Origin of the sequence: Streptomyces composti (genome assembly GCF_012034205.1) — a bacterium.
GTDB classification, from domain to species: Bacteria; Actinomycetota; Actinomycetes; order Streptomycetales; family Streptomycetaceae; genus Streptomyces; species Streptomyces composti.
Window position 1 is genome coordinate 163,559 of the sequence record NZ_JAATEM010000007.1, and the last position, 16,053, is coordinate 179,611.

Consider the following 16,053-nt stretch of genomic DNA (forward strand, 5'->3'; position numbering starts at 1 on the left):
GCCGTCGTCCGGAGGTGTTCCCCCTTGCCCACGCCGCCGCGCTCCCCCCGGCCCCGCCCCGCCCCGCAGCGCCGCCCCCAGCCGCAGCGCCGGGCCGCGCGGCCGCCCGCGCGCCGCCGGCCGCGCTGGGCGATGCGGGCGGTGACCACGCTCTCCGTGGTGGTACTGGCCTCCGCGGGCATCGGCCACACGGTGGTGACCAGCCTGGACGCGGAGATCGACCGGGTGGACCCGTTCCGCGACATGAAGAACCGGCCCGAGGCCGGGCACGGCATGAACCTGCTGCTGGTCGGCACCGACGGCCGGGACAAGCTCGGCGCGGAGGAACGGCGCAAGTACCGGCTGGGCGGGGCGCCCTGCAACTGCACCGACACCATCATGATCGTGCACATCTCGGAGGACCGGGAGCGGGCCAGCGTGGTGAGCCTGCCGCGCGACTCCTACGCCGTGACGCCGCCCCACCACGACCGGGTCAGCGGCAAGCAGCACCACGGCCATCCGATCAAGCTGAACGCCGCCTACGCCGAGGGCGGACCCCAGCTGACCGTGCGCACCGTCGAGCGGATGACCGGGGTGAAGATCGACCACTATCTGGAGGTCGACTTCACCAGCTTCATGAAGACCGTCGACGTGGTCGGCGGCGTCGAGGTCTGCACCGACCGGCACCTCAAGGACAGCCACTCCGGCCTCGACCTGCCGCCCGGCCGGCACACCCTGCGCGGCGGCCAGGCCCTCCAGTACGTCCGGGCCCGCCACGTCGACGGCGCCTCCGACCTGGGCCGGATGCAGCGCCAGCAGCGCTTCATGGCCGCCCTGGTGGACCGGGTCACCTCCTCCGGGATCCTGCTGAACCCGATGAAGTTCCGCGATGTGATCCGCGCCGTCCTCGGCTCGGTCCGCGCCGACAAGGGCTTCGGCACCGACGAGCTGCTGGACCTGGGCCGGGCGATGCGGAACTTCTCACCCTCCTCCTCGGAGTTCATCACCGTGCCGATCGGGACGATGGGCTACCCCGTGAAGGGCGTCGGCTCGACCCTGAAGTGGGACGCGGAGAAGTCCGCCGAGATCTTCGAGGCGCTGCGCCGGGACCAGCCGCTGTCCGTGCACCACCCGCGCGACGCCGCCAAGCGCGTTCCGGTGGACCCGAAGCAGATCCGGGTCCAGGTGGAGAACGGCACCGGCACCCCGGGGCTGGGCCGCCGCGTCGACGCGGCCCTGGCCGCGACCGGCTTCGCCACCACCAAGGCCCCTGTCAACGCCGCGCAGCGTGACGTGAAACGCACCGTCGTCGCCTACGACCCACGCTGGGACCGCTCCGCGAAGTCCCTGGCGGCGGCCCTGCCCGGCAGCGAGCTGCGCCCGGTCGAGGGCCAGGGCGCCACCCTGAAGGTCATCGCCGGCGCGGACTTCGAGAAGGTCCACAAGGTCCGCGCCGAGGACCCCGGCCGCGGGGAGGTCGGCGTGGTCCGCGGCGACGAGGTGGGCTGCGGGTCATAGGAGCCCGGCTCCGGTGGCCGCCCGGGATGCGGGCGCCGGCCCGGCAGGCCCGCGTGCCGGGCGGCCGGCCACCGGGCCCGGCCGAGCTCCGTACCGGGCTGTGGCTCGTAGGGCCGGTGCCGGCCCCCCTGGCCTAGCCGCGGGCACAAGGGCCCGGTCCGTCAGGCGTGCCGGGCGGCGCAGCGCCTGGTTCAGGCGCTCGTGCCGGGCAGCGGCAGGGGCCCGGCCCCGTGGCCGCGCGGGCGGCGGGGCGCAGGCCCGGTCCGCGGGGCGAACCGGGCTGCGGGGCCCCTGGGGCCAGGTTCGGCGCCGTGCCGGGGCGTCAGTCGTCGTAGCCCTCAGCGGCGCGCTTCTCGCGGAGTTCCATGATGGCGCGGCGGCGGGCGAGGCGGTGGGTGCGGCGGATCTGGGCCTCCTGGTAGCGGCGCCGGTCGCGGTCGGTCTCCGGTATCACCGGGGGCACCCGGCGGGGCTTGCCGTCGGCGTCCACGGCGGCGAACACCAGGTAGGCGGAGCCGACCTGGGTGGGCGGCGCGGACTCGTTCCAGCGTTCGGCAAGGACGCGCACGCCGACCTCCATCGAGGTCCGGCCGGTCCAGTTGACCTGTGCCTTCACGTGGACCAGATCGCCGACGCGGACCGGCTCCAGGAAGGCCATCTCGTCCATGGAGGCGGTGACCGCCGGCCCGCCGGAGTGCCGCCCGGCGACCGCGCCTGCCGCGTCGTCCACCAGTTTCATGATCACACCGCCGTGCACCGTGCCCAGAAGGTTGGTGTCGTTGTGGGTCATGATGTGGCTGAGCGTCGTCCGGGACGCCGAAGTGGGCTTGCCCGGGATGTCCGGACTCTCCGTCTGTGCGGCTGGGGCCTGGTCTGTCATGGCCTCCACCTTATGCCGAGGTGACATGCGTGTGATTTGTGTCAGCTTCGCAACAGCGCCGCCCCTATTTTCCGACGACCCTTGTATGGCGCGGCCGCCGGACCTGCACACTGGGGCGCATGAACGACTGGCCCGAGGCATGGGACGACAACCGCGGCGGCCGCTACGGACGCGGGAGCGCGAGCGCGCAGCCCGAGAGCGCCCGCGTGATGCGGCAGGTGCGCCGGGGTCCGGCGGCCCCGCCCGGGCAGGGCTACGGCGGTGTGCCGCGGCAGCCGTCGTACACCGACGGCGGCTATGACGACGGGTACGACAGCGGCTACAACACCGGCCAGGTCTACGGCCGTCCCGGCGGCGGTGCCCCCGGCGACCCCGGCGACCGGTACGCGGGGCGTCCCGCGCCCGACTGGCGCCGGCGCATCAAGTGGACCGCGCTGACGCTCGTCACTGTGCTGATCGTCACCATGGTCGGCACGTACTTCTGGGCCGACTCCAAGCTCAACCGCGACGTCGATCTGTCGACGGTGATCGACCGGCCGGAGAAGGGCGAGGGCACCAACTACCTGATCGTCGGCTCCGACAGCCGCGAAGGGCTGAGCGACGAGCAGAAGAAGAAGCTGCACACCGGCTCCGCCGAGGGCAAGCGCACGGACTCGATGATGATCCTGCACACCGGCGACAACGGGCCGACGCTGATCTCGCTGCCCCGCGACTCCAACGTCACCATCCCCAAGTTCAAGGGCTCGGAGTCCGGCAAGATCCGCGCCGGGATGGGCGCCAACAAGCTGAACGCCTCCTACGCGATCGACGGCCCGACGCTGCTGGTGCGCACCGTGGAGTTCAACACCGGGCTGCACATCGACCACTACGTGGAGATCGGCTTCGCCGGCTTCGCCAACATCGTGGACGCGGTCGGCGGCGTGGAGATGGACATCCCGCAGGACATCAAGGACCCCAAGTCCGGCGCCGACTTCAAGAAGGGCAAGCAGACCCTGAACGGTGAGGAGGCCCTGGCCTTCGTCCGCACCCGGTACGCGCTGGCCGGCTCCGACCTGGACCGCACCAAGAACCAGCAGAAGTTCCTCTCCGCCCTGGCCAACCAGGTGGCCACGCCCGGCACCGTGCTGAACCCGTTCAAGCTCTACCCGACGATGGGCGCGGGGCTCGACTCGCTGATCGTCGACAAGGACATGAGCCTGTTCGACCTGGCCGAGATGTTCTGGGCGATGAAGGGCGTCAGCGGCGGCGAGGGCAAGTCCATGAACATGCCGATCTCGGGCAGCGCCGGCAACGGCAATCTGCAGTGGGACATGCCCAAGGTGAAGCAGCTGGTCAACGAGCTGAAGAACGACGAGAAGGTCACCGTCTCCGGCAACTGAGCCGGCCCGCGGCCGAGCCGCGCCACGATGTGACGAGGGCACCCCGTGACGGGGTGCCCTCGCTCGTGTCCGGTGCCGACGTCACATCGTGGCGCCCGCCATCGAACGGCACATCTCCGCGCAGGAGCGACAGGACTCGGCGCAGCGCATCATCTGCTGGTCGTCCGGCATGGACATACACGCCTCGGCGCACATGTCGCATGCCTTGGCGCACATCGCGCACATCTCGCCGGACAGCGGCGAGCGCCGCATCATCATGTCCGCGCACATGCGGGTCATCTCGGCGCAGTCCATGAGCGCGCGCATGATCTGCTGCGGGGTCTGTCCGGTCATCTGCAGGCAGGAGCTCATGGTCTCCTCGCAGATGCCGTGGCAGGACATGCAGGCGTTGACGCAGTCCTGCATCTCCTTGCTCATCGGGGTGGCGGCAGCGGACTGGGTCATGGCTTCCTCCCAGGGGACGAGAGGGGGCCGGGGGTCGGCCCCCGCTCCTCCGTCCTACGCCCGTTGCTCCAAGACCACCACACGACGGACAGAACCGGGCTTTCTGTCACCGGCGCGGGCGCTCTGCGCTACCAGCTGAAGGCCGGGTCCACGTGCATGCAGGCCGTGTCGTCCGCACCGTTGAGCGGCTGGGCCGACTCCGGTGTGGTGTCGTCCTCCTCGGGCGCCCGGTACGCCGTGCCCTCCCGCCAGTCGGCGCCGACGACCAGGGTGACCCCGGAGACCTCGGTGGAGCGCTCCACCGACGACTCCGGCAGACCGAGCACCTCGGCGACGCGGTGGGCGTCGCCCTCCAGGTCGGCGCTCGGGTAGCGCACCACCGTCCGCTGCTCGCTCAGGGAGCTCGCGGTGTCGGCGGTCGCGGCGGTGAAACCTTTGTCCTCGAGCAGGGAGCGCACCGCGCCCGCCCGGCCCGGCACCGCGGCCTCGGTGTCCGTGCGGGTGCCGTTGCGCACCTGGACGGCGATCTCCTCGTCCGGGGCGGCCGGGTCCGACGGTACGGACCGCTCCGGCTCTCCGGACGGCTTCACGCCCTTGCCGTCCAGCGGGATGTCCTCGCGCACCAGCCGGAACAGCTTCTCGGCGTCCTCGGTGGGCTCGACCCGGGCGCCCACATAGCGGTTGGGCATGGTGGTCATGGTGATGCGCTCCGGCTTCACCTTGCGCAGCTCGACGCTGAGGTCGTACAGCTTCTTGACCGTGTCCAGGCCGGGGTCCACGGTGAGCGCCTCGGTGGCCCGCTCGGCCAGCCGGCGCAGCTTGTTGGGGCTGGACAGGGTGGCGTTCTCGCGCAGCTGCCGCACCAGCGCGGTCATGTACATGTGCTGGGCCTTTGCGCGGGCCAGGTCGCTGCCGTCCTCGAAGCCGTAGCGGGTGCGCAGCCACTGAAGAGCCTGCTTGCCCTGGATGTAGGTGGTGCCCTTCTCCAGCTTCAGCCCGGAGCCGCGGCCGGTGCTGGTGCGGGAGTGGATGTTGGCGTCCACGCAGACGGGGACGCCGCCGACCGCGTCCGCCAAGGAGACCACACCGGCGAAGTCGACCATCAGGAAGTGGTCGATGTGGATGCCGGTCAGCTCCTGCCAGGTCGCCACCGTGCAGCCGGGGCCGCCGCGCCCCAGGCTCTGGTTGGTCATCACCCGGCCCTGGGTGGCCGGGTAGACGGTGCCGTCCTCCGGATCGGTGCACCTGGGGATCTTCAGCAGGGTGTCGCGCGGCATGCTGATCACGGACATGTTGGTCCGGTCCGCCGACAGATGCACCAGCATCTGCACATCGGCCAGCGGCGTGGAGCCGAACGTCTCGCGGGCGCCGCCGAGTTTCTGGTTCTCCTCGGTGTCCCGGGCGTCGGAGCCGATGAGCAGGATGTTCAGCGGGGTCTGCCCGGCGGCGTTCGGGGTGGGCGCGGCGACCTTGTTGTCTCCCAGGTTCAGCGGCTGCTTGTCGATGTTGTCGTTCAGCCGCTGGTAGTAGAGGTAACCGGCCGCCGCGGAGCCGGCTATCAGCAGCGCCAGGACGGCCGCGGACCACTTGAGCAGGCGGCGTCCGCGGCGGGGGCGGGTGCCGTCCCCGCCGTTCCGCTCGCCGGTGCTCCCGGTGCCCTCCTGGCCGTCGCCTCCGGTGCCGGTGGCGTTCTCGTCCGGGGGCGGGTCGGTCCGGTCGTCGTCACGGAGCGTTCCCCGCGCGGCGTTCTGGGTCACTGCCGCCGTCCTCCCCACCCCTGGCACTCCTCGGGTCGTGAAGCAGGGCCGTCCTGCGTCCTGTTAGACGCATGAGGCGCCCGTCAGTTGCCCCTTGGAAACAACTGGTTTCAACGAATGTTCGGACGGGACCGCCTACCAGCGGTAGGGCTTGTACACATCCATGCACTTGCCCTTCTCCGAGGCCTTCAGCGCGTCGCTGTTCTCCGGCAGGTCGCCGGCCGACGGGGACTTCTGCCGCGGATAGGCAGTGCCCTCCCGCCAGTCCGCGCCCACCACCACGGTCACCTGGGAGGTGTCCTCGTACGGCTTGACCGAACTCAGCGGTATCCCGAGCGCCTTGGCGACCCGCTGGGCGTCGCCCTTGAGGTCCCCGCTCGGGTACCGCACGACCGTCCGCTTCTCCGACCCGGCCCCGGCGGGGTCGGCTGCCGCCTTGACGAAGCCCTTGCCGGCCAGGATCTGCGCGACGGCGCCCGCCCGGCCGCTGACCGGGCCCTGGGTGGCGGTGGCGGTGGCGTTCTGCACCTGGACCGCGATCTCGCCGTCCGGCGCCGCGGGGTCCTTGGCGGGCTCGGCGTCCGCGGCCTTCGCGGCCTCGGGCTTGCCGCCCTTGTCGTCGAAGGGGATGTCGTCGCGGAGCATCGTCCACACCTGCTCGGCGCCGGCGCCGTCCGGGAGCAGGTGGTTCCGGTCCTGTGGGTCCTCGACCGTGGGCAAGGTGGTCATGGTGATCCGGTCGGGCGGCACCGTCTTCAACTGCATGGCCAGATCGAAGAGTTTCTTCACCGACCCGATCTCCTCCGACACCGTCAGCGACTTGGTGGCGGCCTCGGCGAGGTCGGTCAGCCGGCCGGTGTCGGTGAAGACGTTCTGCTGCCGCAGGGTGCGGATCATCGAGTTCATGTACATGTGCTGCGCCCGGGCGCGCAGCTGGTCGCTGCCCCAGGCGTGGCGGGTGCGCAGCCACTGCAGGGCCCGCTCGCCCTTGACCTTGTGGGAGCCCGCCGTCATCTTCAGGCCGGAACCGCCGGGCATGGTGGGCAGCGGGCGGTCCCAGACGTTCTGGTTGACGCACACCTCGACGCCGCCGATGGCGTCGGCCATCCGCACCACGCCGGCGAAGTCGATCGTCATCCAGTGGTCGATGTAGACGCCGGTGAGGTTCTGCCAGGTGGCCAGGGTGCAGCCGGCCCCGCCCCGGCCCAGGCTGGAGGTGATGATGTCGTTGGTCGCCGGGTAGACCTTCCCGCTCTCCGGGTCGGTGCAGCGGGGGATGTCGACCCGGGTGTCGCGCGGGATGCTCACCACAGCGGCGCTCTGGCGGTCGGCGGCCAGGTGGATCAGCATCTGCACGTCGCCGCGCGGCGGTTCGTCCCGGCTGTCGCGGCTGCCGCCCAGCCTGACGTTCTCGTCGGAGGCGCGGCTGTCGGAGCCGATCAGCAGAATGTTCAGCGGTGTCTGCCCGTCGGCGTTCGGCTGCCCCTTGCCCACCTTGGAGTCGCCGCTGCTGCGTTCGCCCTTGCCGAGGTTGCCGTTGAGGTGCTCGTAGTAGAGGTATCCGGCCCCGGCCGTGCCCAGTATCAGCACCGCCAGCGTGGTCGCCGACCAGCGCAGGGCGCGCCGCCCCCGCCGCGGCCCGCCCGTGCCGTGCCGTCCGGAGGCGGCGCGGCGTCTGCCCGGCCCCTCTCCGCCCTCCGAGGACGGCCGTGTCCGCTCCCCGTGCACGCTGCTTCGCGTCATCGTCGTACGTCCCCCACCTTCGGTCTCCCCACCGCCGCGCACCCCCGCGCAGTCGTACCAGGGCCTGTGCCCGCCCTCCAGGACGCGGCACAGGCCCTCAGCTCACTTGGCGCACTTGACCTTGTCCGCCGTGGCCTTCTGGATGCCCTCCGGCGCCTTGGACGTGCCCGAGACCGGCACCCCGGCGCCCTTGAAGTCCTTGCCCAGGGTCAGCGTCATCGCGGGCAGACCCTGCGAGTTGGTCACGCTCTTGCCGGGCTTCAGCGCCGAGCCGGACAGGCCCATGATGTCGGCGAGCCGGCGCGCCTGGTCGGCCTGGTCCGGCGCGTACTCCAGCGTGGTCCTGCTGAGCGCCTCGGGCGCGTTGCCGGCGTTCTCCGACTTGGTGACGCCCTGCTGCACCTGCAGCCAGCTCAGCGTGGACTGCGCCGCGCCGGACTGGGCACCGCCGTTGAGGATGCGCACCCGCACCTCGGAGGCCGGGGCCTTGGGGCCCTTGAGCCGGGCGGCGGCGGCCGCCTTCTCCTTCTTCTTCTGCTTCTTGACCTCGGTGAACGACACATCGTTCCTGATCATGTCGAACACCTGCGGGGCCTTGGACTCGTCCAGGACGACGGTCGTCGGCACCTTCTCGGCCGGGTTGTCCTTCACCGGCAGCGTGGCGAAGGTCAGGTTCTTCACATTGAGCTTGCCGAGCTCCAGGCCGAGGTCCTTGAGCTTGTTGATGCTGTCCAGCTGCGAGTCGACGGTGAGTGCCTCGGTACCCGCCTCGGCCAGTTTGATCATCTTGGAGGGGCTGGTGAGCGTGTCGTTGGACTTCAGTTTCCGCATCAGCGCGCTCAGGAACTGCTGCTGCAGCTCGATCCGGCTCAAGTCGCCGCCGAAGCCCACCGAATGACGGGTGCGGACGAAGGCGAGCGCCGTCTCGCCCTCGATGGTGTGCGTGCCCTTGGACAGCTTCAGATGCGAGTCCGGGTCGTCGATGTCCTTCGCCAGACAGACCTCGACGCCGCCGACCGCGGTGGTCAGCGTCTTGACCGCGTTGAAGTCGGCCACCATGAAGTTGTCCGGCGTGATCCCGGTCAGCTCGGTCACCGTCCGCGCGGTGCAGCTCGGGGTACGGCCGCCCTGTCCCAGGCTGGTGTTGAAGCGGACGCCCTGCGAGCCCGGGATGACCTTCTGCGAGCCGTCCTCCTGGGTGGTCGGGCAGTCGGGGATGTCCACGATCAGGTCGCGCGGGATGCTCAGCGCGGTCGCGTTGGAGCGGTCCCTGGCGACGTGCAGCAGGATCGTGGTGTCGGCGTGCCCCTCGCTGCCCTTGTCGCCGTAGCCCTCGTTGCCCGCCCCGGTGCGCTTGTCGGTGCCGATCAGCAGGATGTTGATCGCCTTGTCCTTGCTGAAGCCACCGGTGCTCGCGCCGTCGTCGGAGACGGAGGTGATGTTGTCGTTGAGGTGCTTCAGATACAGATAGCCGGCCGTGCCGGCGGCGAGCACCACGAACGCCATCGTTCCGCCGGTCCACAGCAGGGCTTTCTTCGCCTTGCCCTTCTTCACCGGCCGGCGGCCGCGCCGTCCCGGCGGCGGTTCCTGCGGCGCGGCGCGGCGCCTGCGCGGCGGCGGCACCTCGCGCTCGGGCACCGTCCGCCCGGGGCGGTCCGGGGCCGCCGTGCGTCCCCGAGCACCGCCGGGGGCGTGCGGTCTGCGCGGCGAGGGGACGGTCGACTGCGGTGCGGAAGGGCTCAGTCGCAGTTCGTATTCACCGGTGGTGGGGTTGAACACCCATTGGTCTGCGGGGTCGATGTTCTCCGCCCGCCCACGGCCTTGCGCGTCCACGGTCGCTTGCATCCTCCGTCGGGGCCACGCGGCGCCTTTCCCCTCCCAAGGCGCTCGGGTCTCGGTTTCGCAGTGCGCTCCCACGGGCCGACCTGACGGACTGGACCTGAAGGAACTGACGCACCGGATCGCTCACACTAACCGCCCGAAACAGTCCGCGGCGACGCCGGTGACAAATTCCACGCTCCTACAAGCGGGCAATTCGCCCATTTCTCTGGACAAGTGTGCGCACTCTTGGAGTTGCCTGTGCGTCACCTTTACGTGCAGGCGTCCTCGGCGGCGGTGTTGCCGGAGAAGGTCGGCGCCGGGGAAGCCGCCCCCGAAGGCTCCGTCGGTGCCTTTTCCGTGCCCTTTCCGTCACTGTCCGTACGGCTGTCGCCCAGGGCGACGGTCAAGGGCGCGTCGGTGCGCAGCCGCTCGAACAGTTCCGCCGCCGCGGGCTGGGAGAGCTGGTCCCGATTGGCGTCGCGGGCATACGGCTCCCGCGGGACGGTCAGGAATTGCACACGTTCCGTGGGGATGTCCCGCACGCCGCGCACGAGTTCGTACAAACCGCGCAAGCTCGCCAGTTCCGGATCCGTGGTCAGCGACGAGGTGGCCGCGTCCAGAACGGGATAGAGCTTCACCGGATTCAGCAGCACGCCATTGCTGCGCACCTTGTTGACGAGCGCGCCGAGGAACCGCTGCTGCCGCTCCATCCGTTCGGTGTCGCTGCCGTTCCCGAGCGACTTGCGGGCGCGCACGAAGCCGAGCGCCTGCTCCCCGTTCAGCGTCACCCGGCCCGCCGGCAGCTTCAGCCGGGCGTCCTTGTCGTCGATCGGCCGGCGCAGGCACACCTCGACCCCGTCGACCGCGTCCACCATCTCCTTGAAGCCGTGGAAGTCGACCACGACATGATGGTCGATGCGGACATTCGTGAGCTTCTCCACGGTACGGATGGTGCAGGCGGAACCGCCCACCTGGAAGGCGTAGTTGAACATCGCGAACACCGGCGCCGAGCGGGTGCCGTCCCGGCGCAGGCAGGCGGGCACCCGCACCATCAGGTCCCGCGGTATCGACACCGCGGTGGCGCTGTGCCGGCCCGCCGCCAGATGCAGCAGGATCGCCGTGTCGGAGCGTTCGGTGCCCGAGTCCCGCCCGTAGCGGCCGTTCTCCTCGCCGGAGCGCGAGTCCGAGCCGATCAGCAGGATGTTCCGGGCGTCTTTCACCAGCGAGGTGGGCCGCTCCTTCTCGAACCGCTCCAGCTCGGCCATCGCCGCCTGGTCCGGGGTGAGGTTTGCCTCCAGCTTCCGGTACACCAGCCAGCCCGCCCCCGCGGCCAGCACCAGCACCGAGACCATGCCGATCCCGGTGCCGCGCAGCCACCGCCGCCGCCTGCGGCGGGCCAGGCCCCGCCCGCTGGCGGTGGCGCCCGCAAGCGGCTCCGGTCTGTCGCCCGAGGGTGGGTCCGCATCCCGCTGCGGTTCGCTCATGACCGGGTCCACCCCTCACTGCACGCCGGGGACCCGCGCCGCGCGCGGCGCCCCGGGGCCGGTGCGACGGCCCGTGGAACGGTGTGGTGCGTCCCTTCGACCATGGCCCAGGCGGGCGGCGGGGGCGGTGCGTTGTTACGCCGAACGGGGGACCCCGGGGGCGTGGTGCGGGCAGGACCCGAGGGGCCTCGAGGCCGCGTCGTGCACCCGGAGGACCGGGGCGGCCGGCCGCCGGCCCGCCGTGTGAACGACCCTGCGGGTCCCTGGAGCTAGCGGGCGATGACGGTCACGCGTTCGCTCTCCACGCGCTTGTCGAGGGCGTCCTCGTCGAGCCGGTCGAGGTTGCGGCACAGCACTACGGAGCCGCCGGTCGCCAGCGGTGCGTACAGACCCGCGTTCAGGCCCTCCCAGGTGTCGTACGGCAGCCCGGACAGGACACGGGAGCCGGGGCCGGTCAGCCCGATCTCCGGCGCCTCGGCACGTGCCCGCTCGACCACCTCGGCCCCGGTGAACTCCCTTCCCGCCACGATCAGCGCCGGCTCCTCGGGGTCCACCGGCGTGTACGGCACAAAACGGTCGCCCTGACCCGGGACCTCCACCGCGAAGTCGGCGAACCCTTCCGGCGGCTGCGGGAAGCGTGCCCCGAGCGGCCGCAGCGACAGGGCGATGCGGGCGCCCCGGCAGGCCCGCGCCTGCTCCAGCGTGTCCGGGCCGCTCACCACGATGTCGGCCGCCGCCGGATCGCCCGCCATGTCGGCGATCGTGCCGGTGGAGGCGCATGCCAGCAGCCACACCGCCGTCTGCCAGTGCGCGGGCAGCAGCAACGCCACCCGGTCGCCCGGTTCGGCGGACAGCTCGTCCTGGAGGAGGTTGGCCGTCTTGGCCACCCAATTGGCGAAGGTGGCCACGGACAATTCGACCCGCTCGCCCGTGGCGTCGTCGTAGAAGGTCACCAGGGGGCGTCCCGGGTCCGAGGACAGTGCGGAACTCAGCAGGTCGGCAGGGGTGCGATCGGTGGCGTTCACCCGGGCTAGCGTACGCGCGCCCGGGGCCGGCCGCCGAGCGGGCGGGACACCGGTTCGGGGGAACCGACGCCTGCCGCACGGAACTTCCCCGATGGCAGATTCATACGGGTCTGTCCAAGCTCGGGGGCATGCGTCGAATTCTTGCATCTTCCATCGGAGTCACCTGTGCCGCCGCCCTCGCTCTTCCGCTCGCCCCGCCCGCCGCCGCGGCGGTCCGGGGGGCGCCCGCGGCAGCGGCGGGCACCAACGCGAGTGCCCCGGCGGCCGAGCCGGGCGGCGTCCCCGGCAGCACCCAGTCGCTGCCCCTGAACCCCCTCACCCGGGACCGCGCCACCGGGGCCGTCGTCTTCGGGCTCGCCCCCCGGACGGTCCGTCACTTCTCCATGCTCGGCGTGGTCTGGGACGACGCGGACGCGGAACTCCACGGCCGGGTCCAGGTCCGCACCCGCGCGGCCGGCACGGGCACCTGGTCCGGCTGGCGGGACGTCGAGACCCACAACGCGGACCACGCGGCCGACCCGGGGAGCGAGGAGCGCGTCTCGGGGCGGGTGCGGGGCGCCACCGCGCCGCTGTGGGTGGGGGAGTCGGACGGGGTGGAGGTCCGGGTGCGGGCGTCGGGGGCGGGGACGACGGCGACGGCCCGGGGCGGGGACGAGGACGCGTCCGGTGCGGAGGGCAGCGGGGGCGACGTGGCGGGTCTTCCGGCCGGGCTGCGGCTGGAGCTCATCGACCCCGGTGAGGGACCCGCCGAGACCGGGACTTCGGCTCCGGATGCCGCGGACGAGGGTGCCGCGGCTCCGCCGCCGGCCGCGGAGGAGTCCCGTACCGCGACTCTGACCGCCGCTGAGAAGGCCGTCTCCCGTGCCAACGCCGGGCTCGCGCCGCTCGGCGCCACCGAGATTCCCGCGCTGAACCGGGCCCGGACGGAGGAGGAACTGCTGGCGCTGCGCCGCGCGGAGTCCGGCACCGCCGGGGAGGCGGCGGAGCTGAAGCAGGCCAAGCCGTACATCGGGCCGCGGCCCGCCATCAAGACCCGCAAGGGCTGGGGTGCCAACGAGAGCCTGCGCAAGGGCGGGTTCGTCTACACCAAGAAGGTCAAGGTGGCCTTCGTGCACCACACCGCCTCCGGCAACAACTACAAGTGCTCGCAGGCGCCCGCCCTGATCCGCGGCTTCTACCGCTACCACGTGGTGAGCCTCGGCTGGCGGGACATCGGCTACAACTTCCTCATCGACAAGTGCGGCCGCATCTACGAGGGCCGGGCCGGCGGTGTGGCCAAGCCGGTCATGGGCGCCCACACCCTCGGCTTCAACACCAACAGCACCGGCATCGCGGTGATCGGTTCCTACGGCTCCAAGAAGCCGTCGTCCTCCGCGGTGAAGGCCGTCTCGCAGCTCACCGCCTGGAAGCTGGGGCTGCACGGGATGAATCCCAAGGGCAAGACATATCTGACGTCCGGGGGTGGCAACCTGTACGCAAAAGGCAAGAAGGTGCGACTGAACGTGATCTCCGGTCATCGGGACGGGTTCAACACCTCGTGCCCAGGGGGGAAGCTGTATGGGAAACTCACATCCACCCGCAAGACCGCGGCCCGTTACCAGGGCCGCTGAGGCTCGGGGCACCTCGGGTTCGTCTCTCCCTGCCGGAGGGTCTGCATACACTGACCGGCCGAAACACAGTTCGGCCGGTCCCGGCAGGAAGCAGAGGCCACAGGTGACAGAAGCGATCCTCCTGGTCGGCGGCAAAGGCACGCGGCTGCGGCCGCTGACGGTCCACACACCCAAGCCCATGGTGCCGGCGGCCGGGGTGCCCTTCCTCACACATCAGCTGGCCAGAGCGAGAGCGGCGGGCGTGGAGCACATCGTGCTGGCCACGTCGTATCTGGCCGAGGTCTTCGAGCCGTACTTCGGCGACGGGTCGTCGATGGGGCTGCACATCGAGTACGTCACGGAGGAGGAGCCGCTCGGCACGGGCGGGGCCATCAGGAACGTGGCGTCCCGGCTGCACTCCGGGCCCGACGAGCCGGTGCTCGTGTTCAACGGGGACATCCTCACCGGGCTGGACATCAACGCGCTGGTGCGGACGCACGAGACGACGGGGGCGGACGTCTCGCTCCACCTGACCAGGGTGACGGACCCCCGGGCCTACGGTCTGGTGCCGACGGACGAGACGGGCCGGGTGCAGGCGTTCCTGGAGAAGCCGCAGACCCCGGAGGAGATCGTCACCGACCAGATCAACGCGGGGGCGTACGTCTTCCGGCGCTCGGTCATCGACACGATCCCGCTGGGCCGGCCGGTGTCCGTGGAGCGCGAGACGTTCCCCGGACTGCTGGCGGCGGGGGCCCATCTGCAAGGCATGGTCGACTCCACGTACTGGCTGGACCTGGGTACCCCCGCGGCGTTCGTCCGCGGCTCCGCCGACCTCGTTCTGGGCCGCGCCCCGTCCCCGGCCGTGCCCGGCCGCTGCGGCGACCGGCTCATCCTGCCCACGGCACGGGTCGCCCCCGACGCCAAGCTCGCCGGCGGCACGGTGGTCGGCGAGGGCGCGTTCGTGGCGGAGGGCGCACGGGTCTTCGGCAGCACCATCCTGCCGGGCGCGGTCATCGAACCGGGCGCGGTCATCACCGACTCCCTCATCGGCACGCGGGCGAGGGTCGGCGAGCGCTCCGTACTCACCGGCACGGTCATAGGCGACGGTGCGGTCATCGGCCCCAACAACGAACTCCGGGACGGCGCCCGGGTCTGGTGCGACGCAAAGATCCCGGCGGGCGCCGTCCGCTTCTCCTCGGACCAGTAGCCGCACAGCCGCGGTCCGGCGGGGCTGCGCGCAGCGCCCACGGCGGGCGGGTGGCCGGGCACCCGAGGTGCCCGGCCAACCCGGTGCGCGACCCGGCCCGCAGCGCGGCGACTTCACGCGACGTCAGGTGAAAGCCGCTCAAAGCCGCCCGATGTCGCCCAGCGGCATGCGCGGCGCCCGGCGTTCCGGGACGCGGCCGCTGAGGAGGATGAGACGAGCCGCCCGATGCCGCTGCCCGGCATACGGCTCCAGCAGCTCCAGCATCACCGCGTCATCCGCATGCCGGTCCCCGGCCAGCGCCCACCCCACGATCCCCGGCAGATGAAGATCCCCCACGGTCACCGCATCCGCCGCCCCATGACTGCGCTGCACCGTCTCCGCCGACGTCCACGGCCCCACCCCCGGCACCAGCTCCAGCCTCTTCCGCGCGGCCTCCGGCTCCATCCCCACCGACTCCTCCAACCGCGCGGCGACCCGCACCGCCCGCAGAATCGCCGACGCCCGCTTGTCGTCGACCCCGGCCCGGTGCCACTCCCAGGAGGGGATCAGCGCCCAGGTCCGCGGCGCCGGCATCACCGACATCCGCTCCGGCGCGGGCCCCGGCGCAGGCTCCCCGTACTTGCGCACCAGCAGCCGCCACGCCCGGTACGCCTCACGGGTGGTGACCTTCTGCTCCAGAATCGAGGGGATCAGCGACTCCAGCACCAGCCCGGTCCGCGTCAGCCGCAGCCCCGGCCTCCGGTGCTGAGCCAGCGCCAGCAGCCGGTGCCTCGGCACGAACGCCGAGGGATCGTCCTGCGCCCCGAGCAGCTCGGGCAGGGTCTCCAGCAGCCATTCCGCGCCCGCCCCCCACGCCTCGCCCCGGATCCGCTCGCCCTGCCGGGTGACCCGCAGTGTCCCGGGCCCGGCGGGCGTCAGGCTCGCCCGCCACACCGCGCCGTCCGGAGTCGCCCGGAAGGTGGGGTCCCCGGGGCCGCGCCGCAGCGGCCCGAGGACCAGCCCGAGGTCCAGCGGCCCGTCCGGCACATACGTGCGCACCTGCGCGGGCGCGGCCGCCTGGCGGGGGACCGCGGCGGGCACGGCCACATGGCCGCCGCGCACGGTCGTACGCGTCGGGCGGGGGGCGAAGCGTCCTGCCACGAGTGATGTCCCAGGGTGGAAGTGCGAGTTCTGCGAGGTGCCGCGCGGCCCTGCGCGGTCCCGCGCGGTCCTACGAGGGTAGGCGCC

Annotated in this window: 12 protein-coding genes; 4 read left to right on the forward strand and 8 right to left on the reverse strand. The window is 71.8% G+C overall.

The features are described 5' to 3' along the window. Positions 1-24: 24 nt before the first annotated feature. Positions 25-1,497 (forward strand): LCP family protein, encoded by a 1,473-nt coding sequence (locus HCJ93_RS07935; RefSeq protein WP_167992398.1) that lies wholly within the window; start codon positions 25-27, stop codon positions 1,495-1,497. A 322-nt stretch (positions 1,498-1,819) separates the two neighbouring features. Here HCJ93_RS07935 and HCJ93_RS07940 read toward each other — a convergent pair whose 3' ends face one another. After that, positions 1,820-2,377 (reverse strand): acyl-CoA thioesterase, encoded by a 558-nt coding sequence (locus HCJ93_RS07940; RefSeq protein ID WP_167992400.1) that lies wholly within the window; start codon positions 2,375-2,377, stop codon positions 1,820-1,822. 119 nt (positions 2,378-2,496) lie between these two features. On the opposite strand from HCJ93_RS07940, the gene HCJ93_RS07945 reads away from it, so the two are divergent. Next, positions 2,497-3,756 (forward strand): LCP family protein, encoded by a 1,260-nt coding sequence (locus tag HCJ93_RS07945; RefSeq protein WP_206317086.1) that lies wholly within the window; start codon positions 2,497-2,499, stop codon positions 3,754-3,756. A gap of 81 nt (positions 3,757-3,837) precedes the next feature. On the opposite strand, the gene HCJ93_RS07950 is transcribed toward HCJ93_RS07945, so the two are convergent. The 6 genes from HCJ93_RS07950 to HCJ93_RS07975 all read right to left on the reverse strand — a co-directional run bounded on the left by HCJ93_RS07950 (position 3,838) and on the right by HCJ93_RS07975 (position 12,030). Next, entirely contained in the window at positions 3,838-4,200 is a 363-nt protein-coding gene (locus HCJ93_RS07950) for a four-helix bundle copper-binding protein (RefSeq protein ID WP_167992402.1), read from the reverse strand. A 128-nt stretch (positions 4,201-4,328) separates the two neighbouring features. Then, complete coding sequence (locus HCJ93_RS07955; RefSeq protein ID WP_167992404.1) at positions 4,329-5,957, reverse strand: LCP family protein; 1,629 nt, start codon at positions 5,955-5,957, stop codon at positions 4,329-4,331. A gap of 135 nt (positions 5,958-6,092) precedes the next feature. Then, positions 6,093-7,700: an LCP family protein gene (locus tag HCJ93_RS07960; protein ID WP_167992405.1), complete on the reverse strand. Its 1,608-nt coding sequence runs from the start codon at positions 7,698-7,700 to the stop codon at positions 6,093-6,095. Positions 7,701-7,802: 102 nt separating this feature from the next. Further along, positions 7,803-9,533: an LCP family protein gene (locus HCJ93_RS07965; RefSeq protein WP_167992406.1), complete on the reverse strand. Its 1,731-nt coding sequence runs from the start codon at positions 9,531-9,533 to the stop codon at positions 7,803-7,805. Positions 9,534-9,790: 257 nt separating this feature from the next. Then, positions 9,791-11,005 carry an LCP family protein gene (locus HCJ93_RS07970; RefSeq protein WP_167992407.1) on the reverse strand — a complete coding sequence of 405 codons (1,215 nt, stop codon included), beginning with the start codon at positions 11,003-11,005 and terminating at the stop codon, positions 9,791-9,793. Between the two features lie 269 nt (positions 11,006-11,274). After that, a complete protein-coding gene (locus tag HCJ93_RS07975) occupies positions 11,275-12,030 on the reverse strand; it encodes a TIGR03089 family protein (RefSeq protein WP_167992408.1) in 756 nt (251 codons plus the stop codon). A 128-nt stretch (positions 12,031-12,158) separates the two neighbouring features. On the opposite strand from HCJ93_RS07975, the gene HCJ93_RS07980 reads away from it, so the two are divergent. Both HCJ93_RS07980 and manB read left to right on the forward strand, forming a co-directional pair. Further along, on the forward strand, positions 12,159-13,640 hold the full coding sequence (locus HCJ93_RS07980) for a peptidoglycan recognition protein family protein (RefSeq protein WP_167992409.1): 1,482 nt from the start codon (positions 12,159-12,161) through the stop codon (positions 13,638-13,640). Positions 13,641-13,743: 103 nt separating this feature from the next. Then, on the forward strand, positions 13,744-14,826 hold the full coding sequence (gene manB, locus HCJ93_RS07985) for a mannose-1-phosphate guanylyltransferase (RefSeq protein ID WP_167992410.1): 1,083 nt from the start codon (positions 13,744-13,746) through the stop codon (positions 14,824-14,826). A gap of 138 nt (positions 14,827-14,964) precedes the next feature. On the opposite strand, the gene HCJ93_RS07990 is transcribed toward manB, so the two are convergent. Continuing rightward, positions 14,965-15,966, reverse strand: coding sequence for a DNA-3-methyladenine glycosylase family protein (locus HCJ93_RS07990; RefSeq protein WP_167992411.1), 1,002 nt, complete (start codon positions 15,964-15,966; stop codon positions 14,965-14,967). Positions 15,967-16,053 lie beyond the last annotated feature (87 nt).